A 23,440-nucleotide genomic window follows, 5' to 3' on the forward strand; every position below is an offset into this window, starting at 1 on the left:
CCCCTCGCCCTGCCCCTCAAGCTCCCCGTCGTCCCGACGCACGTCAGGACCAACGCACCGACCCCGGCGCCCCGTACCGGCGGGGTGTCAGGCGCCGGGGGCTTGATCCTGATTTGCATCGGGATGACGGCTGGATGTTGGCCGCCTTCCCCTCGCCCTGCCCCTCAAGCTCCCCGTCGTCCTGACGCACGTCAGGACCAACGCACCGACCCCGGCGCCCCGTACCGGCGTGGTGGCGGGCGCAGGGGGCTTGATCCTGATTTGCATCAGAATGACGGTGGGGTTGGGTGAGGTGGGGAGACAGAACACCCCACCACAAGTCCACTTCCCCACCCCCGTAAAATCCCGTATACCTCCCCCCCATGAACGCGATGGCTACCCTGGCTGACCTTCTCCTGCGCTCCGCGACTGCGGCCGGCGTCGGCGTCTGCGCGTTCGCCACCCCGAAAACCACCACCAAGACCACCGGCTAGCGGCTTCCGCCCTTCCGTTTGCGTGCTTGCGATGCAGGACCGGGGGGCGTAAACCCCGGCCGACTGTCGCGCGTATCGCGAAAGGAGAAAGATCATGGGCTACAGAGTTGCCGTTGTCGGCGCCACGGGTGCGGTGGGACGCGAGATGCTGACCACGCTCGCCGAGCGCAACTTCCCCGCCGACGAGGTCATCGCCCTCGCCTCGGGCCGTTCCGCCGGGAACGAAGTGTCCTACGGCGAGAAAGGCACCCTCACCGTTCAGGACCTTGCGACCTTCGACTTCTCCAAGGCCGACATCGCCCTGTTCTCCGCCGGCGGCGACGTCTCGCTGGAATACGCGCCGAAGGCCGGCCAGGCCGGCTGCGTCGTGATCGACAACAGCTCCGCCTTCCGCATGGACCCGGACGTGCCGCTGGTCGTGCCGGAGGTGAATCCCGGTGCGCTGGCCCGCTACGGCAAGAAGAACATCATCGCCAACCCGAACTGCTCCACCGCCCAGATGGTCGTGGCCCTGAAGCCGCTGCACGACGCCTTCGGCGTCAAGCGCGTGGTGGTCTCGACCTACCAGTCGGTCTCCGGTGCGGGCAAGGAAGGCATGGACGAGCTGTTCAACCAGACCCGCTCGGTCTACGTGAACGACCCGATCGAGCGCGAGACCTTCACCAAGCAGATCGCCTTCAACGTGATCCCGCACATCGACAAGTTCATGGATGACGGGTTCACCAAGGAAGAGTGGAAGATGACGGTCGAGACCAAGAAGATCCTCGATCCCGACATCGAGGTGGTCGCCCAGGCCGTCCGCGTGCCGGTGTTCATCGGCCATTCCGAGGCGGTGTTCATCGAGACAAAGAAGCCGATCGACGCCGAGTCCGCCCGCCAGGCGATGCAGGGCTTCCCGGGTCTGGTGGTGCTCGACCACCGCGCCGACGAGGGCTACGTCACCCCGGTGGAGAGTGCGGGCGAGGACGCGGTCTATGTCAGCCGCATCCGCACGGACCCGACCGTGAAGAACGGGCTGGTGTTCTGGTGCGTCAGCGACAACCTGCGCAAGGGTGCCGCCCTGAACGCGGTGCAGATCGCCGAGGAACTGGTGGCCAAGCACCTCAAGAAGGCGGCGTGAGCCGGGATCGACCGGACTTGTGCCTGAGGTGACCATCCGACCGGCGCGTCCCGCCGACGCGCCGGTCCTCGCCGCTCTCGACATTCTCGCCGGCGGCGGGGTCTACGAATTCCTCTATGACGACCGTCCGGGGGAACCCGGTGCCGCCCAGCAGATGCTGCAGGCGGTGCTGTCGGCCGACACCGCCCTGTCCTGGAGCCGCGCCCTGATTGCGGAGCTGGACGGCGCGCCGGTCGGCGCGGTCACCAGCCAGCCGTATTCCGATCAGCCTCCTTCCGGCCTGGAGCCCAGCGTGCCCAAGGACCGGGCCGCCCATGTGGCGCCGATCCAGGCCATGGGGCGGCCGGGCTCGTGGTTCATCAACATGCTGGCGGTGCGTGCGAAGGCGAGCGGCCACGGGGTCGGGCGCGCCCTGATCGAGGCCGTGGCCGGGAAGGCCCGGGCGGCGGGGTTCTCGGAGCTGACGCTGCGGGTCTTCGCCGACAACGCGGCGGCGCTGGGGCTGTATCGCAAGTGCGGGTTCCGGGAGGTGGGCGCGGTCGACCTCCCCCCGCTCCCCCGCCTTCCCCATGAGGGCGGTGTGCTCCTGATGCTGCGGGAGTTGTAGGGCCTTCACTCAATTCTTCTAACACTCCCCGGACCTGTTCCGGGGCCTACGCCAGATCGCGCCCGGAGGTCTGAAGATCCGCCGCGGACGCCCGTGCGAGCCGAACCGTGGGTCCCGGCACAAGGCCGGGAAGTGTAGGGAGGGACTGGCAACTTCCCTTCATCCATACCTCACTCCCCGGACCTGTTCCGGGGCCTACGCCAGATCGCGCCCAAAGGTCTGAAGATCCGCCGCGGACGCCCGTGGGAGCCGAACCGTGGGTCCCGGCACAGGGCCGGGAAGTGTGGGGAGGGGTTGGCAACTCCCCTCATCCATACCTCACTCCCCGGACTTGTTCCGGGGCCTACGCCAGGTCGCGCCCGGAGGTCTGAAGATCCGCCGCGGACGCCCGTGCGAACCCAACCGTGGGTCCCGGCACAAGGCCGGGAAGTGTAGAGAGGGGTTGGCATCCCCCTTCATCCATACCTCACTCCCCGGACCTGTTCCGGGGCCTAAGCCAGATAGCGCCCGGAGGTCTGAAGATCCGCTGCGGACGCCAGTGCGAACCCAACCGTGGGTCCCGGCACAAGGCCGGGAAGTGTGGGGAGGGGTTGGTAACTCCCCTTCATCCATACCTCACTCCCCGGGCCTGTTCCGGGGCCTACGCCAGATCGCGCCCGAAGGTCTGAAGATCCGCTGCGGACGCCCGTGCGAGCCGAACCGTGGGTCCCGGCACAAGGCCGGGAATTGTAGAGCGGAAAGGGGTGGCGGGCGTACCTTCTACGATCCTCAACTCCAACCCACTCCCCGGCCTCGTGCCGGGGCAAGGCCCAGGGAATGCGTGCGATCGCAGAGTTCCCCCGGGCGCCCGTCCCAGCGGATGGGCTTGTCCCGGCACAAGGCCGGGAAGTGTGGGGAGGGGTTGGCAATTCCCCTTCATCCATACCTCACTCCCCGGACCTGTTCCGGGGCCTACGCCAGAGCGCGCCCGGAGGCCTGAAGATTCGCCGCGGACGCCCGTGCGAGCCGAACCGAGGGTTCCGGCACAAGGCCGGGGAGTGTGGTCAGGAGGATGTGGGGAAGAGGGAGTGGAGGAGCGTATCCCTCTCAGCTCAACCGCGCCCGGATGGCGTCGTAGCTCTCGAGCGTCCGCGTCGGGCCCACGGCAGTCAGGGTCGGCGGGTCGCTCAGCAGGCGGGCCACCACCCGGCGGATCGCGTCCTGGTCGACCTTCTCGACATTCTCGATGATCTCCGCCAGGTCCGGCGCGCGGCCGTGGATGAGAAAATGGTTGGCGAGCTGTTCGCAGCGCGCGCTGGTGCTCTCCCGGCTCATCAGCAGCGACGACTTGAGCTGGATCTTCGCCCGGGCCAGCTCGCTCTCGTCCAGCTCGTCCGGGATCGCCCGGAGCTGGTCGCAGATCACCGGCATCACCTCGCCCACCTCGTCGGCCCCGGTGCCGGCATAGACGCCGAGCAGGCCGTCATCCAGATAGGCCGAGGTGAAGGAGTAGATCGAATAGGCCAGCCCGCGCTTCTCCCGTACCTCCTGGAACAGGCGGGATGACATGCCGCCGCCATAGATCATCGACAGGACCTGCAGGGTGTAGAAATCCGGGTCGCTGAACGAGGTGCCGCGGAAGCCGAGGATGACGTGAAGCTGCTCCAGGTCGCGCTCGACCCGGATCTCGCCGCCGCTATACGTCCCGGCATCGGTGGTCTTGGTGGTCTTGGACGGCATCGACGCGAAGCGCTCGGCCGCCATTTCCACCACCCGGTCGTGGTCCACCTTGCCGGCGACCGACAGGATGCAGGCATCGCCGCCGTAGCTCTGGGCCACGTAGTCGACCAGCGACTGGCGCGGCACCGAGCGCACCACCTCCGACGTGCCCAGCACCGGCCGCCCCAGCCCCTGGTCGGGGAAGGCGGCGGTCTGGAAATGATCGAAGATCACGTCGTCGGGCGTGTCGTTGACCTGGGCGATCTCCTGAACGATCACCGAGCGCTCGCGCTCCAGCTCGGCCGGATCGAAGACCGAGTTCTGCACGATGTCGGCAATCAGGTCGACCGCCACCGGCACGTCGTCGGCCAGCACCTTGGCGTAATAGGCGGTCTGCTCGCGCGAGGTATAGGCGTTCATGTGACCGCCCACATCCTCGATCTCGCGGGCGATCGTCGCCGCGTCGCGCTTGGCGGTGCCCTTGAACACCATGTGCTCGATCAGGTGGGCCAAGCCGTTCTCGGACGGCTTCTCGTGGCGGGTGCCGACGCCGACCCACAGGCCGACGGACGCCGACTCCACCGACGGCATGGCATCGGTGGCGACGGTCAGCCCGTTGTCCAGGGTGGTCAGGCGCATTCCCGGGAACGCAGGTGTGGTCAAGCCGCCGCTCCCCGCCGCGTCGCACGGTCGCGCACCAGGGCCTTCAAGGCGCCGAGGTCGTTCGGCATCACGGTCTGGCGTTCCGGCCGGTCCATCAGGTCGGCCATGCGCTCCGGCAGGGGCGAGGCCGTGCCGACCGCCCGCTCGACCGCCTCGGTGAACTTGGCCGGATGGGCGCAGGCCAGCGACACCATGGGAACCGACGCGTCGCGGCCGGCCTGCGTGTCCCGCGCGGCGGCGATGCCGACGGCGGTATGCGGGTCGATCACCTCGCCGGTCTGCTCGGCGATGGCGCGGATGGTCTGCACGATCCGATCGTCATCGGCCTTCGCCCCCCGGAACAGGGCGGTCGCCCTGGCGTGGCGCTCCGGCTCGACGGTGTAGGACCCGGACTGGCGGAAGCCGTTCATGGTCCGCTGCACGGCGTCGCCGTCGCGGTCGAGCAGGTCGAACAGCAGCCGCTCGAAATTGCTGGAGACCTGGATGTCCATCGACGGCGACAGGGTCGGCGCCACACCGGTGATCTCCATCGTGCCGCTCTCCAGGTAGCGGTACAGGATGTCGTTGGAATTGGTGCCGACCACCAGGGTCTCGATCGGCAGGCCCATGTTGCGCGCGGCATAGGCCGAATAGACGTTGCCGAAATTGCCGCTGGGGACGGAGAAGGACACCGTGCGCTCCGGCGCGCCCAGGGCCACCGCCGCCCAGAAGTAATAGGCGATCTGCGGCATGATCCGCGCCCAGTTGATCGAGTTGACCGCCGACAGGGTCATCTCGTCGCGGAACTCGGTATCGCCGAACGCCGCCTTCACCAGGTCCTGGCAGTCGTCGAAGGTGCCTTCGACGGCGATGGCGTGGACGTTCGGCGCGTCGACGGTGGTCATCTGCCGGCGCTGCACCGGCGACACCCGTCCGTGCGGGAACAGGATGAAACAGTCGATCGCGTCGCGGTCGCGGCAGGCCTCCATGGCGGCCGAACCGGTATCGCCGGAGGTCGCCCCCACGATGGTCACCCGGTCGCCGCGCTGGGCCAGCACATGGTCGAACAGCCGCCCCAGGATCTGCATGGCGTAGTCCTTGAACGCCAGGGTCGGGCCGTGGAACAGCTCCATCATCCACAGAGTGCCGTCGAGCTGCTTCAGCGGGGCGACGGCGGTGTGGCCGAAGGCGCCATAGGCGTCCTCGGCGATCTTGCGCAGCACGTCCTCCGGGATCGTGCCGCCGACGAAGGGCGCCATGACCCGGGTCGCGACCTCGGCATAGGAGAGGCCGCGGAGGCTGCGGATGTCGTCCTTCGAGAACAGCGGCCAGACCGCCGGGACGTACAAACCGCCGTCCCGCGCCAGTCCGGTGAGCAGAACATCGTCGAAGGCGAGAGCGGGCGCCTGCCCGCGGGTGCTAACGTATTGCACGGACCTGTATATCCCCGAGCGTTGACGCGGTAACCTATGCTTGGTGCTTGCCGTGTGCAACCTTGCGATCATGCGGCGGCTCGCAGCACCGCTTTGGCCTCCACCGATGGTTAGGGACGGATCGGCATGACAATCGAGAGAGTTGCCATCTTCGCGCCGGGCGACATGGGCCACGCGCTGGCCCGCGTCCTGGTCGCCAAGGGCCTGACGGTGACGACCAACCTTGCCGACCGCTCGGACCGCACCCGGGCGCTGGCCCTGGCCGCCGGGATCACCGATACCGGGGACGATGTGGAGGCGGTGGATGGCGCCGACATCCTGTTCTCCATCCTGCCGCCGTCCCTGGCCCTGGAACTGGCCCAGCGGCTCGCCTCCTCCCTGGCCCTGGCGCGCTCCAAGCCGATCTATGTCGACCTGAACGCCATCGCCCCCGCCTCGGCGGTGGAGGTGGGCGAGGTGATCGAGGGGATCGGCGTGCCCTTCGTCGATGGGGGCATCATCGGCGGCCCGCCGAAGAGTGCCAGCGGCATGGGCCCGCGGCTCTACGTCTCCGGCCATGAGGATGACGTGGCCCGGGTGGTCGAGCTGCGCAAGGCCGGGCTGGACATGCGCGCGGTGCCGGGCGGCGTCGGGGCGGCCTCGGCCCTGAAGATGAGCTATGCGGCGGTGACCAAGGGGCTGACGGCCCTGGCGATCCAGTCGCTCGCCTCGGCCAAGGCCTACGGGGTGGGCCGGGAGTTGGACGCCGAGATGGTGGCGAGCCTGCGGATGCTGCGCGAGCGCTTCGACCGCTCCCTGCCCGACATGGCGCCGAAGGCCTATCGCTGGGTCGGCGAGATGGAGGAGATCGCCCGCACCTTCAACGATGTGGGCCTCGACCCGCAGATCTTCATGGGGGCCGCGGAGACCTACCGGCTCGTCGCGGGCACCCAGCTCGGCAAGGAGGTGCCGGAGAACCGCACCATCGGCTTCACCGCCGACGAGGTGTCGGAGATCATCGCCGGCGCGCTGGAGGCGGGGCTGCCCCAGGGCGAGGGCTGAGGCTCTTAAATTTCCCAGTCCTCCCGGCCTTGCGCCGGGACCCGGGAACGGGGCGGCGGGAGCGTCGACGCCCAAATCCCTGACGGCTTGGCGGCACTCATCCTCGGTCCCGGCGCAAGGCCGGGAAAACGAGAAAGAAGGAGTGGACGGCCAAGCGCCTACCCCTCCAGGTACCGCGTCTTCAGATGCGCCAGGAACGGGGCGGCACTCAGCTCGGCAAGGAGGTTCCGGAGAACCGCACCATCGGCTTCACCGCCGACGAGGTGTCGGAGATCATCGCCGGGGCGTTGGAGGCGGGGCTGCCCCAGGGCGAGGGCTGAGGCTCTCAAATTTCCTGGTCTTCCCGGCCTTGCGCCCGGACCCAGGAACGGGGCGTCGGGAACGTCGACGCCTAAATCCCTGACGGCTCGGCGGCACGCATCCTCGGTCCCGGAGCAAGGCTGGGAAAACGAGAAAGAGGTAGTGGGCGGCCAAGCGCCTACCCCTCCAGGTACCGCGTCTTCAGATGCGCCAGGAACGGGGCGGCGCTCAGCTCGGCACCGGTCGCCGCCTTCAGGATCTCCTCGGTCCCCATCGAGCTCGCGACCCCGTGGACGTTCGTCCGAAGCCAGCCGACCAGAGGCGTGAAATCGCCCCGGCCGATCGCCTCGGGGATGCCCGGCTCGGCCCGGACCGCCGCCTGGAAGAGTTGGGCCGCGGCCATGGCGCCCAGGGTGTATGTGGGAAAATACCCGACCGCCCCGTCATACCAGTGGATGTCCTGCAGGCAGCCCCGGGCGTCGTCCGGCGGGGTGACGCCGAGAAGCTCCTGCATGCCCGCATTCCAGGCCGCCGGCAGTCCTTCGACCTCCAGCTCGCCCGACAGCATCGCCCGTTCCAGCCGGGTGCGCAGGATCACGTGCAGCGGATAGGTCACCTCGTCGGCTTCCACGCGGATGAAGCTGCGCGCCACGCGGGTGTAGATCCGGCGCAGGTTCTCCGGCTCCCAGGCCGGGCCGTCGGCGCCGAAGGCGCTGCGCGCCCAGTCCGACAGCAGCCCCAAGAAGGCCGGCGAGCGGCAGGCCTGCATCTCCATCAGCAGCGACTGGCTCTCGTGCATGACCATGCCACGGGCCTCGCCCACCGGCTGGCCGCGCCAGTCGGACGGCAGGCCGCGCTCGTACAGGGCGTGGCCGGTCTCGTGGATCACGCCCATGATGCCGTTGATGAAGCCGGTCTCGTCGTAGCGGGTGGTCACCCGCACGTCGTCCGGCACGCCGCCGCAGAACGGGTGCAGGGTCTCGTCCAGGCGGCCGTGGTGGAAGTCGAACCCCAGGGTCTCCATCACCCGGCGCGACAGGATGCGCTGGGTCGCGACCGGGAAGGGCCCCTTCGGCTGCACCGGGTCGCCCTGGCGGGACTGGCGCTCCAGCACGGCATCGAGCAGCGGCGGCAGTTCCCGCTCCAGTTCGGCGAACAGGCTATCGATCTTGGCGATCGACCCGCCCGGCTCGTAGCCGTCGAGCAGCGCCTCGTAGGGACCGGTGCCCAGGGCAGCGGCCTTGGCGGCCGCCTCCTCGCGGATCAGGCGGATCTGCTCGGCCATGGCGTCGCGGACGATGGCGAAGTCGGCCTTGGCCCGCGCCTCGCGCCACAGGGCTTCGCAGCGCGAGCCGGCACGGGACAGGGCGTCGACCAGATCGGAGGACAGGGCGGTCGCATGGGCATGGGCCCGGCGCATCTCCGCCAGGTTAGCCGCGCGCCAGTCGTCCAGGGGCTCCTCGGTCGCCGCCGCCAGGTCCTCGGCCACCGCCGGTGCGGTCAGCAGCTCGTGGCGCAGCACCGACAGGGTGGCGAGCTGTTCGGCCCGCGCCTCGGCCCCGCCGGCCGGCATCAGAACATGCTGGTCCCAGCCGAGCATGCCCGACGCCCCCGACAGGGCGGAGAGCCGGCGGAACCGGGCTTCCAGCGCGTCGGTGGCCGGGGTCGCGGTCATGCCCCGTCTCCGTCGCGCTCCGCCTGGTCGGCCTGGCGGTGCCAGACGATGTAGACGCCGATCAGGGTGGCGGCGAGCAGGAACCAGGTGATGGCGTATTGCAGGTGCTCGTTGCGCACGGTGACGGTGCGCTCGGCGCCGAAGGGCAGGGTGGTCGGCCGCGGCTGCTCGGCGAGCTGGTCGATGTAGTAGCCGGTGGCGATGGGGCCCTGCAGCCCCAGATGCTCGGCCATCGGCTGCGGCCGGACCGTGAACCAGACGTCGTTGGCCGGCTCGTTCTCCGGCACGAAATAGCCCTTGATGCCGGATTCCATCACCACCCCGTCGATGGTGGCCGGCGGCGGCACCAGGGTGGTCGGACGGTCGGCGGGGCGGCGCTGATCCTCGGGGACCCAGCCCCGGTTGACGAAGACGGTCAGGCCGGCGTCGGTGACGAAGGGCGTGATGACATGGAAGCCGGCGGTGCCCTTGAAGGGCTTGCCGGTGATCTGGATCTCCTTGTCGTGGAGGAAGCGCCCGGTCGCGACCACGCGGCGGTAGCGCCACTCGCCCATGTCGTCATGGGTCAGGGAGGGCGGCGGATCGGCCGGTTCGGCGGCGACCCGCGCCTCGAACGCGTCGATCAGCTCGGTCTTCCAGGCCAGCCGCTGGAGCTGCCAGACGCCCAGGGCGAGCATAAGCACGACGGCGGGAAGTGTGAACAGCGTCGGCCAGAGGCGCGGACGAAAACCCATGATGTCCTCGGGCCGCGGCCGGAACCGCGGCGGCTATTGGTCGGGCGTGCCGTGCCGGAACTCCAGCGCGACGACGACGCCCTTGAACGGTCTCAGAAGCAATATGGTCCCGACGATCACGGCAATCGACCACACGATTGCGTGGACCCAGATCGGCGGCGAGAACAGCGCCTCCACGATCCAGGCCAGGACCGACAGGATCGCCCCGAGGGCGAAGATCACGAAGACGGCCGGTCCGTCTCCGGAGCTGCGGGTCCGCAGCGGCTCGCCGCAGACCTCGCATGTTTCGACGACGGTCAGATACCCGTCGAACAGCCGGCCCTTACCGCAGGCCGGGCATCGGCAGGCCAGCCCGGCTGCGATTGGGTGTGGCGCGATCGGAGATGGACCGTAGGCCATGCGCCGGGCCGGCTTCATGAGACGGCCTCAGCCGCCCCACCAGTAGATGCAGACGAACAGGAACAGCCACACCACGTCGACGAAGTGCCAGTACCAGGCCGCCGCCTCGAAGCCGAAATGCTGCTCCGGGGTGAAGTGGCCCTGGTAGGCGCGCACCCAGCAGACCGCCAGGAAGATGGTGCCGACGATCACGTGGAAGCCGTGGAAACCGGTCGCCATGTAGAAGGTCGAGGCATAGACGGTGTCGGTGAAGCCGAAGGCCGCGTGGCTGTACTCGTAGGCCTGCAGGCAGGTGAAGATGAAGCCCAGGATCACCGTGATGCCGAGACCCCAGAGCAGCTCCTTGCGGTTGTTCTGCAGCAGGGCCGCGTGCGCCCAGGTCACCGTGGTGCCGGACAGCAGCAGGATCAGGGTGTTCATCAGCGGCAGGTCGAACGGATCGAAGGTCTGGATCCCCTCCGGCGGCCACACGCCGGTGCGCGGATACAGCGCCATGTCGAAGAACGCCCAGAAGAAGGCGAGGAAGAAGAACACCTCGGAGGTGATGAACAGCGCCATGCCGTAGCGCATGCCGATCTGCACCACCGGGGAGTGGTGGCCCTGCCACTGCGCCTCGCGGATGACGTCGCGCCACCAGAAGAACATCGTGGCGAGGATCAGCGCCAGGCCGACCAGCATGACCAGAACCGCCATCGGCAGGTCGTGCATGTACATGACGCCGCCGACCGCGAGCACGAAGCCCGACGCGGCTCCCATGAACGGCCAGGGGCTCGGTTCCACCAGGTGGTATGGATGATGCTGTTCGTGTGCCATCGGTCCCCTCGTCTTCAGACCCTCCGCCGGAACTGGCGGTAATGTTACTCTACGGACGGCGCCAGCGCGAATTGCTGGGCCTTCGATTGATCCTCAGCCGGATAGAAGGTGTAGGACAGCGTGACCGTGGTCACCCCGTCCATCTTCGGATCCTTCATCAGCTCCGGATCGAGAAAAAACTGCACCGGCATGTCGACCGTCTGGCCCGGCTTCAGCACCTGCTCGGTGAAGCAGAAGCAGGCGATCTTCATGAAATACGGGCCGGCCTTGTGCGGCGTGACGTTGAACGCGGCGGTGCCGACCACCGGCGTGTCGCTGGTGTTGGTCGCCCGGTAGAAGGCGAGGTTCTCGACCCCGACCTCGACCGTCGTGGTGTTGACCGCCGGCACGAACTCCCACTCGAGCCCCTGGCTCACATTGGAGTCGAAGCGGACGGTGAAGGTGCGGTGCTCGGCCGACGCGCCCGGGGCGGCATCGGCCTGGCGGGTCGTGCCGCCGAAGCCGGTGACCTGGCAGAACAGGGTGTAGAGCGGCACCGCGGCATAGGACACGCCGATCATGCCGACCACGATTCCGCCCAGCGTCGCGGCGACCCGCAGGTTCGAGCGGCGGGCGCGATCGGCCCGCGCCGTCGCGGCCTGGGCCTGGTCGGTCTCTGAGGTGTCGGTTTGCCGGGTCTCGGTTGGGTCGGTCATCCCTCAGCTCATCCGCAGGATGGTCACAACGAAGAACAGGATCGCGAGGCCCATGATGGTCGCCAGGATGGCCAGGTTCTTGCCCCGGCGCTGGGCCCATATGTCGTCGGCGCTGGTCGGAACCTTCTTGCCGTCCTTGGTGTCGGGATCGCTCATCGCCGTCATCCCGCGATCCAGTGGTCGGCCAGCAAGGCGCCGAACAGGGCGAAGAGATACAGGATCGAATAGCCGAACAGCAGCTTGGCCGGCTTCATGTCGTCCCGGTCGGCGCGCAGCACCCGCACCGCGCCCAGCACGAACAGCCCGCCGAGGACGATGGCGGCGACGCCGTAGACCGCCGCGGTCGATCCCATCGCCCAGGGGGCGAGGCCGAGCCCGGCGAGCAGGACGGAATAGGCCAGGATCTGGCGCTTGGTCGACCGCTCGCCCGAGACGACGGGCAGCATCGGCACGCCGGCGGCGGCGTACTCGCCGCGCTTCCACAGGGCCAGGGCCCAGAAATGCGGGGGCGTCCACACGAAGATGATGGCGAACAGCACGACCGGCAGCCAGGCGACGTCGCCGGTGGCCGCCGCCCAGCCGATCACCGGCGGCACCGCGCCGGCGGCACCGCCGATCACGATGTTCTGCGGCGTGCGGCGCTTCAGCCACATGGTGTAGACGAAGACGTAGAATCCGATGGTGGCGGCCAGCAGGACCGCCGAGATCACGTTCACGGCCAGCGCCATGACCAGGACCGAGAACCCGGCCAGGATCACGCCGAAGCTCAGCGCCTCGTCGGCATCGACCTTGCCGGAGGGGATCGGCCGCTTGTCGGTGCGGCCCATGACCGCGTCGATGTCGCGGTCATACCACATGTTGATGGCGCCCGAGGCGCCGGCCCCGACGGCAATGCACAGCACCGCGATCGTCGCCAGCACCGGGTGGATGTCGCCCGGCGCGATGGCCAGGCCGACGAACCCGGTGAAGACGACAAGCGACATCACCCGCGGCTTGAGCAGCGCGATGTAGTCGCGGACCGAGGCCGTTCCCGTGCTGGGAACGGCCTCGGCCGATAGCGTCTGGGCCGTCAGGTCAGTCACCACGCGCTCCGATCAATGACCCTTGGAGGGCGCGATCTGCGGCAGCTCGTTGAAGGTGTGGAACGGCGGCGGGGAGCTGACCGTCCACTCGAGCGTGGTCGCCCCTTCACCCCACGGGTTGGCCGCGGCCTTGCGCTTGGCGCTGAAGGCCTCGATCACCACGACGATGAAGACGAGCGTCCCGATGCCGGCGATGTAGGAGCCGATGGAGGCCACGTAGTTCCAGCCCGCCAGCGCATCCGGATAGTCGATGTAGCGCCGCGGCATTCCGGCCAGACCCAGGAAGTGCATCGGGAAGAACGTCACGTTCACGCCGATGAAGGTCAGCCAGAAATGCGCCCGGGCCAGCATCGAGTTGTAGGAGTAGCCGGTCATCTTGGGGAACCAGTAGTAGAACCCGCAGAAGATGCCGAACACCGCACCCAGCGACAGCACATAGTGGAAGTGCGCGATCACGTAGTAGGTGTTGTGCAGGGCGATATCGACGCCCGCATTGGCCAGGACCACGCCGGTCACGCCGCCGACGGTGAACAGGAAGATGAAGCCGACCGCCCAGATCATGGGCAGGCGGAACTCGATCGACCCGCCCCACATGGTGGCGATCCAGGAGAAGATCTTGATGCCCGTCGGCACCGCGATGACCATCGTCGCCGCGGTGAAGTAGGCCCGCGTGTCGACGTCCAGACCCACCGTGTACATGTGGTGCGCCCACACGACGAAGCCGACGACGCCGATCGCGACCATGGCGTAGGCCATGCCGAGATAGCCGAAGACCGGCTTGCGCGAGAAGGTCGCGACCACCTGGCTGACGATGCCGAAGGCCGGCAGGATCATGATGTACACTTCGGGGTGACCGAAGAACCAGAACAGGTGCAGGAACAGCACCGGGTCACCGCCGCCGGCCGGCTCGAAGAACGAGGTGCCGAAGTTGCGGTCGGTCAGCAGCATGGTGATGGCGCCGGCCAGGACCGGAACCGCCAGCAGCAGCAGGAACGCCGTCACCAGCATGGCCCAGACGAACAGCGGCATCTTGTGCAGCGTCATGCCCGGGGCGCGCATGTTGAAGATGGTGGTGATGAAGTTCGCGGCACCCAGGATCGAGCTGGCACCGGCGAGGTGCAGCGAGAAGATCGCGAGGTCCATGGACATGCCCGGCGTGCCGAGCTTGCCCGACAGCGGCGGATAGATCGTCCAGCCGGTACCGGTGCCGTCGGCGCCGCCCGTGCCCGGAACGAACATCGAGATTACCAGCAGCAGGAAGGCCGGGACGATCAGCCAGAAGCTGATGTTGTTCATCCGCGGGAAGGCCATGTCCGGCGCGCCGATCATCAGCGGCACGAACCAGTTGCCGAAGCCGCCGATCAGCGCCGGCATGACCACGAAGAACACCATGATCAGGCCGTGCGCCGTCACGTAGACGTTCCAGGTGTTGCCGTCGGCCATGTACTGGACGCCCGGATCCTGGAGCTCCATACGCATGTAGATCGAGATCGCGCCGCCCAGCAGGCCGGCGATCACCGAGAACACGAGATAGAGGGTGCCAATGTCCTTGTGGTTGGTGGAGTACAGCCACCGCTTCACGAAGCTGCTCGGCGCGCCGTGGTCGTCGTGACCGTGGTCGTGAGCGTGATCAGCGCTTGTCATCTTGCTTGTCTCCACCGGTTAGTCGGCGACCGACGCGACCTTGGTCGCGGTCGGGTTCATCGCGAACTGTTCCTTCGCCTTGGCGAGCCAGGCGTCGTAATCCGCCTGCTCCATGGCCTCGACCACGATCGGCATCCGGGAATGGTCGATGCCGCAGATCTGGTTGCACTGGCCGTAATAGACGCCGGGCTTCTCGACCTCGAACCAGGTCTCGTTGACCCGGCCCGGCGTGCCGTAGACCTGGACGGTGAGCGCCGGGACGAAGAAGGAATGCATGACGTCGAAGGTGGTGACCAGGACCTGCACCTTCTTGCCGACCGGGACCACCAGACGGTTGTCGACATCGAGCAGACGGATCTGGCCCGGCTGGATGTCGGCGTCCGGGATCAGGTAGCTGTCGAAGGCGATCTCCTGGTCCGGATAGGTGTAGTTCCAGTACCACTGATGCGCCTCGACCTTGATCGTCATGTCAGGGTCGACCGCCTTGTCCTGGAAATACAGCAGCGGGAACGAGTACAGCCCGATGAACACCAGGATCAGCGCCGGGATGCCCGTCCAGGCAACCTCCAGCATCGTGTGGTGCGTCGTCTTCGACGGGGTCGGGTTGTTGCTCCGCTTGAAGCGGATGCACACATACACCAGCAGCGCCAGCACGAAGAGGCTGATCAGGGTGATGATCACCAGGAGAATGTTGTGCAGTTCGTCCACCTTGTGGCCGACCGGCGTCACATGTTCCTGCATGCCCAATTGCCAGGGCTGAGGCTGGGCGGCGGACGCGTCAAACGCCGCCACCGCAAGGATCGCCACCGCTGCCAGAAGTGCGGCCCCGCCGCGCATCGTAGCACCGGCAACCCGCTTGAGGATCCGCTCCATCACTCGGTCATTCCCGTCGTCGTTGGTCCTTGAGCCACAGTCCCCCGGAGTGCAGCGACGCCCTTATGGCACCATCCGCTCAACCGTGCAACGCGACCCTTCAACACACCTTGCAAGGCTAAATGCCGCTCCGGCGGCCCACAAGCGCGGGCGACGCGGCATTCGGTCGCGTAACCGGGGCGATGCCCCACGTCCGGTCCGCCCTCGACCGTCCCAACCTCGACTTCCCCAACCTCGACTTCCACGGCCGGGACGCCTATGTGAAGCTGCGTAACCTGTTCAGACCCATTCTATCCCGATGGAGCCGCCCCGTGTCCAACCTCGCCCTGACTGACGAGCTGTTCTTCGACCGCGCCGGCCTCGACGCGGGCCGCACCCAGGACATCGTCGACAACGCGCTGAACGGCGCCGATGACGGCGAGCTGTTCCTGGAATACAGCCAGAGCGAAAGCCTCGCCTTCGACGACGGTCGCCTGAAGACGGCGAGCTTCGACACCACCCAGGGCTTCGGCCTGCGGGCGATCGCCGGCGAGGCCCGCGGCTTCGCCCATGCCGCCGACCTGTCCGAGGACGCCATCAAGCGCGCCGCCGATACGGTGCGCGCCGTCCATGCCGGCCATAACGGCACCATGGACCTGGGTCCGAAGGGCACCAACCGCTCCCTCTACACCGCCGAGAACCCGCTGCAGGGCTTCTCCACCGAGGCGAAGATCGGCGTGCTGAAGGAGATCGACGCCTATGCCCGCGCCAAGGATCCGCGGGTGCGGCAGGTCTCCGCCACCCTCATGGGCTCCTGGCAGGCGGTGCAGATCCTGCGGGCCGGCGGCCAGCGCGTCGCCGATGTGCGCCCGCTGGTCCGGCTCAACGTGCAGGTCGTGGTCGGCGACGGCGACAAGATGGAATCCGGCTACTACGGCTGCGGCGCCCGGGTCAGCTTCGACAAGTATGTCGATCCGGAGACCTGGCAGCACGCCACCGACGAGGCGCTGCGCATCGCGCTGGTCAATCTCGGCGCGGTCGAGGCGCCGGCCGGCGAGATGGAGGTGGTGCTCGGCCCGGGCTGGCCCGGCGTCATGCTGCACGAGGCGGTCGGCCACGGCCTGGAGGGCGACTTCAACCGCAAGCTCACCTCGACCTATTCCGGCATGATCGGCCAGCGGGTCGCCGCCAAGGGCGTGACCGTGATCGACGACGGCACCCTGCCCGACCGGCGCGGCTCCATCACCGTGGACGACGAGGGCACCCCGTCGGCCCGCAACGTGCTGATCGAGGACGGCATCCTGGTCGGCTACATGCAGGACCGCCAGAACGCCCGGCTGATGGGCGTGCCGGCGACCGGCAACGGCCGCCGCCAGTCCCATGCCCATCACCCGATGCCGCGCATGACCAACACCTACATGGCGGCCGGCGACGCCGATCCGGAGGAGATCCTGAAATCGGTGAAGCGCGGCCTCTACGCCGTCAACTTCGCCGGCGGCTCGGTCGACATCACCTCGGGCAAGTTCGTGTTCTCCATGAACGAGGCCTATCTGGTGGAGAACGGCAAGATCGGCCCGGCGGTGAAGGGGGCGACCCTGATCGGCAACGGCCCCGACGCCATGGGCAAGATCACCATGATCGGCAACGACATGAAGCTCGATGACGGCATCGGCACCTGCGGCAAGGACGGCCAGGGCGTGCCGGTCGGCGTCGGCCAGCCGACCCTGAAGATGACCATCGCCGTCGGCGGCACAGCCGCCTGATTTAAAAACGCGCGGCACAGCCGCCTGATTGAGAAACGGGCGGCACCGCCGCTCGCGCGTGTCCCGGCGGCCCCGACATCGGGCCGCCGGACCCCTTTTCGTGATCCAGAACTTCGTCCGAATCGTAAGACGTCTGCGGATTTACCTTAACTACCCTTTAAATATTAGGGTGTAAGGGTAGGTCGCTGTCCTTTCCAGTGGAGGACCGTGACTTGCGACCGTCACAGACTTTTACACCCTACGATCGGACGTGACCTTGCTGAACTTCCTCCCCGCCGCCCTGGCCGGCATCGCAATGCTGGCCGTGGCCCTGTTCGGCCTGCTGGCGCCGTCCGGCGACGGCGATGCGCGGGTGGCCGCGATCTTTCCGCCGTGGTGGACCGCCCGCGACGTGATGGCGAGCCTGGACGGCAGCGACACCGTGATCCTGCGCGAGGGCATCGCTCCCTCCGTCCTGCTGGTCGCCAGCCCGACCCCGGGCCTGGCGCAGCGCCTGCGCGCCGCCGGCGCCCTCCTGACCATCGATCCGACGGCCGCCGCCGGCTGCCTGGGTCTCTCCTCCCCGACCGCCCGCGGTTGATCCGCCTCCAGACCGGGATACCCACATGTCAGACATTCTGAGCATCCGCCGCCGCGCCACCCAGGCGCTGTCGCTGTTCATCCTCGCCCATGTGCCGCTCGTCGCGATCACCGCCTTCCTGCTGGACCGGGACATGCTGTGGCCGACCCTGGCCACGGGCGTCGCCGCCGCCGTCGTCGTCGCGATGGCCCGGCTGCAGCCCGACGCGCCGGCCACCCGCTACCTGATCGCCGCGGTGATGATGGGGATCGTGTCGATGATGGTCGCCCTGTTCTGGGGCAATGCGTGGCAGATCGACATGCACATGTACTATTTCGCCGCCCTGGCGATCCTGGCGCCGATGGTCTGCGCGGTGTCGATCCTGGTGGCGACGGTGGTCGTCGCCGTGCACCACCTGTCCCTCAGCTTCCTGCTGCCGGCCGCCGTGTTCCCGGACGACGCCTCGCTCGGCCGGGTGATCCTGCACGCGGTCATCGTGGTCGCCGAGGCGGGAGCGCTGCTCTGGGTCACCCACAGCATCCAGCGCGCCTTCAACGCCTCCGCCGAAGCCCTGGAGGAGGTCGAGCGGGCCCAGGCCGAGCAGGCGCGGATGGCCGAGGAGACCCGGGAGCGCGACCGCCAGGCCGCCGCCGAGAAGACCGCCGCCCTGGTCGCCCTGTCCGACACCCTGAAGCAGACCGTGGGCGGCATCGCCGACACCGTCGCCGCCTCCTCGGAGGAACTGAACCGCACCGCCACCAGCCTGACCGAGACCACCGGTCGGGTCGGCGATCACGCGGATTCCGTCGCCCGCGACGCCAGCGAGAACCGGGCCCGGGCCGAGGCCGCCGCCGAGGCGCTCGACCGGGTCTCCCAGTCGATCGCCCGGATCACCGACCAGGTCAGCCTGTCGAGCCGGATCACCGGCGAGGCGGTGCAGCGCGCCGCCGACACCGACCGCACCGTGGCCGGCCTCGCCCAGGCGACCGACCGGATCGGCGAGGTGCTGACCCTGATCCAGGACATCGCCGAGCAGACCAACCTGCTGGCCCTGAACGCCACGATCGAGGCGGCCCGCGCCGGCGACGCCGGCAAGGGTTTTGCCGTTGTCGCCAGTGAGGTGAAGAACCTGGCCGGTCAGACCGCCAAGGCGACCGAGACCATCGCCGGCGAGATCTCCTCCATCCAGGCGGAGTCCCGGGGCGCGGTGGAAGCCATCCGCGGCATCGGCGAGACCGTCGGCCGGATCGACGAGGTCGCCCGCATCATCGCCGACGCGGTGAGCGAACAGGAAGCGACCGCCCGCGAGCTCGGCGACGAGGTCGCGGCCATGTCCCAGAGCGCCAGCCAGGCCGCCAACGGCGTGACCCAGATGGCCGGACAGGCCCGCGACGGCAGCAAGGCCGCCTCCGACGTGCTCGACGCCAGCCGCGACCTCGCGATCAATGCCGACACCCTGCAGCGCGAGATCACCGAGTTCTGCGCCCGGGTGCGCGCCGGCTGACCCCGACACCGCGCCCCGTCCACGTGCCGCCGGGCCGATCCGGGGGATGTGGACGGGGCCCGTTGCCTCCGTCTTCCAGGCGTGTACACTCGCGCCACCATGAGCCTGCACCCTCCCGGCACGGACCCGTCCGTCCCCGTCACCGACCTGATCACCAAGCGCCCGAACGTCTACGGCTTCGGTGGTCTCGACCGTTCAGCCCATATCCGCGAGCGCGAAGGCTGGCTCGACGAGCTGCTGGAACGCCCCGACACGGTGATCGTGCCGGTCTGGCGCAGCCGCTCGCTGGTCGCCCCGGGCGACGCGCCGCGCGCCGGCATGCTGTCGGTGGCCGAGCACAAGGGGCTGCTGCGCTTCGCCGACCTCACCGCCTTCCTGGGCGAGTATGGCGGCGTCGCCCATGTGGCGATCGACCTGTCGCCGCTGGAGGAGACCGACATCCTGAACATCCTGGCCGCCCACGGGGTGTTCCAGGACCTGCGCCAGATCGGCCCTCTGCTGAACCGGTTCGAGGGCTCGGTGCTGGCCTATGCCCGCGGCCTGATGTGGTGGCACCAGCGCCACCGGTTCTGCGGCGTCTGCGGCTCGGAGACCCGGGCGGTGAAGGGCGGCCACCAGCGGACCTGCACCAACGAGAGCTGCCGCTCACCCCATTTCCCGCGCACCGACCCGGCGGTCATCATGCTGGTGCATGACGGCGACCGCTGCCTGCTCGGCCGCCAGAAGGTCTGGCCCGAGGGCATGTACTCCACGCTGGCCGGCTTCGTGGAGCCGGGCGAGACCCTGGAGGAGGCCGTGGCCCGCGAGGTCTGGGAGGAGAGCGGGATCCATGTGCGCGACGTGCGCTACCACTCCTCGCAGCCCTGGCCGTTCCCGTCCTCGCTGATGCTGGGCTTCCATGCCGAGGCGAAGTCGTTCGACATCGTGCGCAACGACGACGAGCTGGGCGACGCCCAGTGGTTCAGCCTGGAGCAGCTCGCCGATTTCGACGCGCTCGGCAAGTTCCTGCCGCGCCGCGACAGCATCGCCCGCCGGCTGATCCAGGACTGGGTGGAGAGCGTGCGCCCGGACCTGCTGGACGCCGTCGACAAGGTCCCCAGCGCCTATCCCGTGCGCCCGAGCTGATCGGATCGGGGGGAGGGTACCTTCCCCCTCTTTCACTCCCCGGATTTATTCCGGGGCCTACACCGCCGCCGCACCGACCGTCACAAAGCGAAGCACGCTCAGAAGTGGGCCCCGGAATAAATCCGGGGAGTGGATAAAAGGGTGGGCGGGCGCGCGGAGCGGGGCGCCTGAGGCGTTGCGTCCAATCCACGAAACGCCACGCGCAGGCGGTTTCGCCGCGCCGGCAACTGGCGTATGACTGCCTCCCATGAGCGGTAGCGATTTCAACCTCCCATGAGCGGCAGCGATTTCAACCGAGATTTCACCGGGGCGAGCGACATCCCCCAGGGCAACTGGGTCGACCGCTGGCTGCCCGCGTCCTGGCGGCCCTATGCGCGGCTCGCCCGGCTCGACCGGCCGATCGGGACCTGGCTGCTCTACCTGCCCTGCCTGTGGGGGCTGGCGCTGGGCTGGCAGGCGATCGGGGCGCCGATGGGGACGGCGTCTCTGCTCGAGATGCTGTGGCTGGTGGCGCTGTTCACCCTCGGCGCCCTGGTGATGCGCGGAGCCGGCTGCACGGTGAACGACCTGTGGGACCGCAAGCTCGACCAGAAGGTCGCCCGCACCGCCGACCGGCCGATCGCCAGCGGTGCCGTCTCGCCGTTCGCCGCCCTGGTCTTCCTCGCCGTCCAGCTCTCCATCGGCCTCGCCATCCTGCTGCAGCTCAACCAGCCCTCCTGGGCCATCGGCGCCGCGGTGCTGGTCCTGGTCTTCCTCTACCCGGCCGCCAAGCGGGTCACCGACTGGCCCCAGGCGGTGCTCGGCCTGACCTTCAACTGGGGCGCGCTGCTCGGCTTCGCGGCGGTCACCGGGACGATCTCGCCGGCCGCCCTGCTGGCCTATGCCGCCGGCTTCTTCTGGACGCTCGGCTACGACACGATCTACGCCCATCAGGACAAGGAGGACGACGCCATCGTCGGCGTGCGCTCCTCCGCCCTGGCGCTGGGCGACCGCACCAAACCCGCCCTGATCGGATTCTACGCGGTCACCCTGGCGCTGCTGGCGGCCAGCCTGTGGAGTGCGGGTCTCGGGCCGCTGGCCTATGGCGGGCTGGCCCTGGCCGGGCTGCATTTCATGCGCCAGGTCCGCGCCACCGACCTGGACGATCCCCATGCCTGCCTGCGCACCTTCAAGTCGAACCGCGATGCCGGGCTGATCATCGCCCTCGCCTTTGTCATCGGCTGACCCGGCCATGGGCGACCCGGTCGCGTTCGTCCGCCAGAACACCCTGCTGAAACCGCCGAGCCTCGTGCCGGAGCTGACGCTGCACCTGGCCGACAAGGCGGTACCGCTGTGGGAGCTGACCGAGGCGGAGCTGGCGGAGAAGGACCTGCCGCCGCCCTACTGGGCCTTCGCCTGGGCCGGCGGGCAGGCGCTGGCGCGCTACATCATCGACCATCCCGAGGTGGCCGCCGGCAAGCGGGTGCTGGATTTCGCGTCGGGCAGCGGCATCGTCGCCGTCGCCGCGCTCTGGGTCTCGGCCTCCCATGTGGTGGCCAACGACATCGACCCCTTCGCGGCGGCCGCGATCGCACTCAACGCCGAGGCCAACGGGGTCGCCGGCGGGCTGGAGACGGTGCGCCGGGACATGCTGGAGGAGCCGGCCCTGGCGGCCGACGGGCGCCCGCTCTTCGACCTCGTGCTGGCCGGCGACGTCTGCTACGAGCTGCCCATGTCGACCCGGACCATCGGCTGGCTGCGGCGCCACGCGGCGGCCGGGGCCACCGTGCTGATGGGCGATCCGGGCCGCAGCTACCTGCCGGACAGCGGGCTGACCAAGCTCGCCGAATACATGGTCCCGACCCCGCGCGAGCTGGAGGACAGCGACCTGCGGCGCACAATCGTGTGGCGGGTCGATCCGGCCTGAGCCGCTCACACCGATCTCACGCAAGGGTGACGCAAACGGCGCCAAACGTGCATTTCCCCACCCGGCGGAATCCGTACCTTCGACAGGAGACCGGAGAGAAGGCGCCGGGGAGAGCGGGAATGCGCAACGTCAAGATCCTGGACCGCCGGGTCTACCGGCCCGGACAGACCCTGTTCCACGAGGGCGACCAGGCCTGGGCCGCCTTCCTGATCGAGAGCGGCGAGGTCGAGATCATCCGCAGCGCCGGCGAGCGGCACGAGGTGGTCCTGGCCACCGTCGGCGCCGGCGAGCTGATCGGCGAGATGGGCCTGATCGACAAGTCCCCGCGCAGCGCCAGCGCCCGCTCGGTCGGCATGACCGTCGTCCAGGTGATCAACGAGCAGAACTTCAGCCGCCTTCTGGCCAATGCCGAACCGGGGCTGGTCGCCCTGCTGAAGGTGCTGCTGCGCCGGCTGCGCGCCTCCAACGAGACGGTGAGCGCCCAGTCCTGCCTGATGGCGGAGACCCGCATCGTGGCCGAGGGCTTCGAGCCCGACGCCGCCGAGGAGATCCGGCCGAGCGTCAACTGACCGGCTGGCCGCCGGGGCGGAGGGCGCCGGCGGCCAGCCTGTCGGTCAGCCGGGTGCGGCGCAGCAGGCCCGTGGGGCCGATATGGCCGTGCAGCCAGCGCTCGAACGCCGCCTTGCTTCCGGCCTCCCGGTGCAGCCGTTCCAGCACCTCGCGCTGGGTCAGGGCGGGGATCCGCCGGCCGGTCGCCGGCACGGCGGCGAGCGGGACCATGGCGCCGTCGAAGCTGAGGCAGCCGCGCAGGGCGTTGTAGACCAGGGCCCGGTCGGGCGCCGGGCCGTCGGCGCTGACGATGTCGAGCACCTGTTCCTCGCGGGCGTAGTTCACGCCGACCGCCTCGGTCTCGTCCATCCGCCGCATCGCCGCCTCGTCGAGCCAGGTGATCCACAGCTCGACCTCGGTCCCGGGCGACGGCGCCAGGGTGGCCGGCACGGCACCATACCCCGCCATATGGGCGGCATGGACCACGTCCAGGTCGCGGGCGACCAGCCGCGTGACCGGGATCGCCGTCTCCATGCGCTCGAACTTGCGGGCGAGCTGCACCGGCGCCCGGTTGGAGCCGACGGCGATCACCGGGGTCAGGTGCCCGGTCTCGAATCCGCCCGCCAGCGGCTCCGCCCGGCCGCCGCGGAACAGGTAGGGCTCGGGATGGGCCGGGTAGGGATAGTCCATCGCCCGGGCCAGGGCCGCCTGTCGCACGCTGCGCCTGTCCTGCGCCATCGCCACCTTCCCGTCTGTGTCCATTCGCGTACTGGAACCCACCGCCCAGACGTAGCATGGTTGTTCCCTGTTTTGAGGGGAGAGTGGG

Annotated in this window: 23 protein-coding genes; 11 read left to right on the plus strand and 12 right to left on the minus strand. The window is 68.8% G+C overall.

Features of this window, described 5'->3' with window-relative positions:
- Positions 1-567 precede the first annotated feature (567 nt).
- On the plus strand, positions 568-1,593 hold the full coding sequence (locus ACOQOP_RS17405) for an aspartate-semialdehyde dehydrogenase (RefSeq protein WP_420563078.1): 1,026 nt from the start codon (positions 568-570) through the stop codon (positions 1,591-1,593).
- A 28-nt stretch (positions 1,594-1,621) separates the two neighbouring features.
- Positions 1,622-2,200: a GNAT family N-acetyltransferase gene (locus tag ACOQOP_RS17410; protein ID WP_420563079.1), complete on the plus strand. Its 579-nt coding sequence runs from the start codon at positions 1,622-1,624 to the stop codon at positions 2,198-2,200.
- A gap of 1,086 nt (positions 2,201-3,286) precedes the next feature.
- Here the strand turns inward: ACOQOP_RS17410 and ACOQOP_RS17415 are convergent.
- Positions 3,287-4,561, minus strand: a complete 1,275-nt coding sequence (locus ACOQOP_RS17415; protein WP_420563080.1) for a M16 family metallopeptidase — start codon at positions 4,559-4,561, stop codon at positions 3,287-3,289.
- A complete protein-coding gene (gene thrC / locus ACOQOP_RS17420) occupies positions 4,558-5,973 on the minus strand; it encodes a threonine synthase (protein ID WP_420563081.1) in 1,416 nt (471 codons plus the stop codon). The genes ACOQOP_RS17415 and thrC overlap by 4 nt, the downstream gene beginning before the upstream one ends.
- Positions 5,974-6,099: 126 nt before the next feature.
- On the opposite strand from thrC, the gene ACOQOP_RS17425 reads away from it, so the two are divergent.
- Together ACOQOP_RS17425 and ACOQOP_RS17430 are read left to right on the plus strand one after the other, a co-directional pair.
- Positions 6,100-7,014, plus strand: a complete 915-nt coding sequence (locus ACOQOP_RS17425) for a DUF1932 domain-containing protein (protein WP_420563082.1) — start codon at positions 6,100-6,102, stop codon at positions 7,012-7,014.
- 185 nt (positions 7,015-7,199) lie between these two features.
- Positions 7,200-7,334, plus strand: coding sequence for a hypothetical protein (locus ACOQOP_RS17430; RefSeq protein ID WP_420563083.1), 135 nt, complete (start codon positions 7,200-7,202; stop codon positions 7,332-7,334).
- A gap of 158 nt (positions 7,335-7,492) precedes the next feature.
- On the opposite strand, the gene ACOQOP_RS17435 is transcribed toward ACOQOP_RS17430, so the two are convergent.
- The 9 genes from ACOQOP_RS17435 to coxB are packed head-to-tail and all read right to left on the minus strand — an operon-like array spanning position 7,493 to position 15,229.
- Positions 7,493-8,989 carry a carboxypeptidase M32 gene (locus ACOQOP_RS17435; protein WP_420563084.1) on the minus strand — a complete coding sequence of 499 codons (1,497 nt, stop codon included), beginning with the start codon at positions 8,987-8,989 and terminating at the stop codon, positions 7,493-7,495.
- Positions 8,986-9,723, minus strand: coding sequence for an SURF1 family protein (locus ACOQOP_RS17440; RefSeq protein WP_420563085.1), 738 nt, complete (start codon positions 9,721-9,723; stop codon positions 8,986-8,988). Before ACOQOP_RS17440 ends, ACOQOP_RS17435 begins: the two co-directional genes overlap by 4 nt.
- 33 nt (positions 9,724-9,756) lie before the next feature.
- Positions 9,757-10,122, minus strand: a complete 366-nt coding sequence (locus ACOQOP_RS17445; RefSeq protein WP_420563086.1) for a DUF983 domain-containing protein — start codon at positions 10,120-10,122, stop codon at positions 9,757-9,759.
- A gap of 27 nt (positions 10,123-10,149) precedes the next feature.
- On the minus strand, positions 10,150-10,935 hold the full coding sequence (locus ACOQOP_RS17450) for a cytochrome c oxidase subunit 3 (protein WP_420563087.1): 786 nt from the start codon (positions 10,933-10,935) through the stop codon (positions 10,150-10,152).
- Between the two features lie 44 nt (positions 10,936-10,979).
- A complete protein-coding gene (locus ACOQOP_RS17455) occupies positions 10,980-11,630 on the minus strand; it encodes a cytochrome c oxidase assembly protein (RefSeq protein ID WP_420563088.1) in 651 nt (216 codons plus the stop codon).
- A gap of 3 nt (positions 11,631-11,633) precedes the next feature.
- A complete protein-coding gene (locus ACOQOP_RS17460; protein WP_420563089.1) occupies positions 11,634-11,786 on the minus strand; it encodes a hypothetical protein in 153 nt (50 codons plus the stop codon).
- A 5-nt stretch (positions 11,787-11,791) separates the two neighbouring features.
- Positions 11,792-12,712 carry a heme o synthase gene (locus ACOQOP_RS17465; RefSeq protein WP_420563090.1) on the minus strand — a complete coding sequence of 307 codons (921 nt, stop codon included), beginning with the start codon at positions 12,710-12,712 and terminating at the stop codon, positions 11,792-11,794.
- Positions 12,713-12,724: 12 nt separating this feature from the next.
- Positions 12,725-14,356 carry a cytochrome c oxidase subunit I gene (gene ctaD, locus ACOQOP_RS17470; RefSeq protein WP_420563091.1) on the minus strand — a complete coding sequence of 544 codons (1,632 nt, stop codon included), beginning with the start codon at positions 14,354-14,356 and terminating at the stop codon, positions 12,725-12,727.
- Between the two features lie 18 nt (positions 14,357-14,374).
- On the minus strand, positions 14,375-15,229 hold the full coding sequence (gene coxB / locus ACOQOP_RS17475) for a cytochrome c oxidase subunit II (protein WP_420563092.1): 855 nt from the start codon (positions 15,227-15,229) through the stop codon (positions 14,375-14,377).
- A gap of 311 nt (positions 15,230-15,540) precedes the next feature.
- Here coxB and tldD point away from each other — a divergent pair, with 311 nt between their 5' ends.
- The 7 genes from tldD (at position 15,541) to ACOQOP_RS17510 (ending at position 22,634) form a co-directional block, all read left to right on the plus strand.
- A complete protein-coding gene (tldD, locus tag ACOQOP_RS17480) occupies positions 15,541-16,971 on the plus strand; it encodes a metalloprotease TldD (RefSeq protein WP_420566541.1) in 1,431 nt (476 codons plus the stop codon).
- Between the two features lie 250 nt (positions 16,972-17,221).
- Complete coding sequence (locus ACOQOP_RS17485; protein ID WP_420563093.1) at positions 17,222-17,551, plus strand: hypothetical protein; 330 nt, start codon at positions 17,222-17,224, stop codon at positions 17,549-17,551.
- A gap of 25 nt (positions 17,552-17,576) precedes the next feature.
- Complete coding sequence (locus ACOQOP_RS17490) at positions 17,577-19,034, plus strand: methyl-accepting chemotaxis protein (protein ID WP_420563094.1); 1,458 nt, start codon at positions 17,577-17,579, stop codon at positions 19,032-19,034.
- A gap of 99 nt (positions 19,035-19,133) precedes the next feature.
- Positions 19,134-20,159 (plus strand): NAD(+) diphosphatase, encoded by a 1,026-nt coding sequence (gene nudC, locus ACOQOP_RS17495; RefSeq protein ID WP_420563095.1) that lies wholly within the window; start codon positions 19,134-19,136, stop codon positions 20,157-20,159.
- Between the two features lie 273 nt (positions 20,160-20,432).
- Positions 20,433-21,383, plus strand: a complete 951-nt coding sequence (gene ubiA, locus ACOQOP_RS17500) for a 4-hydroxybenzoate octaprenyltransferase (protein WP_420563096.1) — start codon at positions 20,433-20,435, stop codon at positions 21,381-21,383.
- Between the two features lie 7 nt (positions 21,384-21,390).
- Positions 21,391-22,065, plus strand: coding sequence for a class I SAM-dependent methyltransferase (locus tag ACOQOP_RS17505; RefSeq protein ID WP_420563097.1), 675 nt, complete (start codon positions 21,391-21,393; stop codon positions 22,063-22,065).
- A 119-nt stretch (positions 22,066-22,184) separates the two neighbouring features.
- Positions 22,185-22,634: a cyclic nucleotide-binding domain-containing protein gene (locus tag ACOQOP_RS17510; RefSeq protein ID WP_420563098.1), complete on the plus strand. Its 450-nt coding sequence runs from the start codon at positions 22,185-22,187 to the stop codon at positions 22,632-22,634.
- On the opposite strand, the gene ACOQOP_RS17515 is transcribed toward ACOQOP_RS17510, so the two are convergent.
- A complete protein-coding gene (locus tag ACOQOP_RS17515) occupies positions 22,627-23,352 on the minus strand; it encodes a hypothetical protein (protein WP_420563099.1) in 726 nt (241 codons plus the stop codon). The genes ACOQOP_RS17510 and ACOQOP_RS17515 overlap by 8 nt on opposite strands.
- Positions 23,353-23,440 lie beyond the last annotated feature (88 nt).

The organism is Thalassobaculum sp., assembly GCF_965223715.1.
GTDB lineage: Bacteria > Pseudomonadota > Alphaproteobacteria > Thalassobaculales > Thalassobaculaceae > Thalassobaculum.

Excerpts from the sequence above, each read along its gene's own strand:
- ACOQOP_RS17440 (WP_420563085.1), bottom strand. The coding sequence starts at position 9,723 with ATGGGTTTTCGTCCGCGCCTCTGGCCGACGCTGTTCACACTTCCCGCC.
- ACOQOP_RS17490 (WP_420563094.1), top strand. The coding sequence starts at position 17,577 with ATGTCAGACATTCTGAGCATCCGCCGCCGCGCCACCCAGGCGCTGTCG.
- ACOQOP_RS17445 (WP_420563086.1), bottom strand. The coding sequence starts at position 10,122 with ATGGCCTACGGTCCATCTCCGATCGCGCCACACCCAATCGCAGCCGGG.
- ACOQOP_RS17450 (WP_420563087.1), bottom strand. The coding sequence starts at position 10,935 with ATGGCACACGAACAGCATCATCCATACCACCTGGTGGAACCGAGCCCC.
- nudC (WP_420563095.1), top strand. The coding sequence starts at position 19,134 with ATGAGCCTGCACCCTCCCGGCACGGACCCGTCCGTCCCCGTCACCGAC.
- ACOQOP_RS17515 (WP_420563099.1), bottom strand. The coding sequence starts at position 23,352 with ATGGCGCAGGACAGGCGCAGCGTGCGACAGGCGGCCCTGGCCCGGGCG.
- ACOQOP_RS17435 (WP_420563084.1), bottom strand. The coding sequence starts at position 8,989 with ATGACCGCGACCCCGGCCACCGACGCGCTGGAAGCCCGGTTCCGCCGG.
- ctaD (WP_420563091.1), bottom strand. The coding sequence starts at position 14,356 with ATGACAAGCGCTGATCACGCTCACGACCACGGTCACGACGACCACGGC.
- coxB (WP_420563092.1), bottom strand. The coding sequence starts at position 15,229 with ATGGAGCGGATCCTCAAGCGGGTTGCCGGTGCTACGATGCGCGGCGGG.
- ubiA (WP_420563096.1), top strand. The coding sequence starts at position 20,433 with ATGAGCGGCAGCGATTTCAACCGAGATTTCACCGGGGCGAGCGACATC.
- ACOQOP_RS17455 (WP_420563088.1), bottom strand. The coding sequence starts at position 11,630 with ATGACCGACCCAACCGAGACCCGGCAAACCGACACCTCAGAGACCGAC.
- ACOQOP_RS17405 (WP_420563078.1), top strand. The coding sequence starts at position 568 with ATGGGCTACAGAGTTGCCGTTGTCGGCGCCACGGGTGCGGTGGGACGC.
- ACOQOP_RS17430 (WP_420563083.1), top strand. The coding sequence starts at position 7,200 with ATGCGCCAGGAACGGGGCGGCACTCAGCTCGGCAAGGAGGTTCCGGAG.
- ACOQOP_RS17510 (WP_420563098.1), top strand. The coding sequence starts at position 22,185 with ATGCGCAACGTCAAGATCCTGGACCGCCGGGTCTACCGGCCCGGACAG.
- ACOQOP_RS17505 (WP_420563097.1), top strand. The coding sequence starts at position 21,391 with ATGGGCGACCCGGTCGCGTTCGTCCGCCAGAACACCCTGCTGAAACCG.
- ACOQOP_RS17460 (WP_420563089.1), bottom strand. The coding sequence starts at position 11,786 with ATGAGCGATCCCGACACCAAGGACGGCAAGAAGGTTCCGACCAGCGCC.
- ACOQOP_RS17425 (WP_420563082.1), top strand. The coding sequence starts at position 6,100 with ATGACAATCGAGAGAGTTGCCATCTTCGCGCCGGGCGACATGGGCCAC.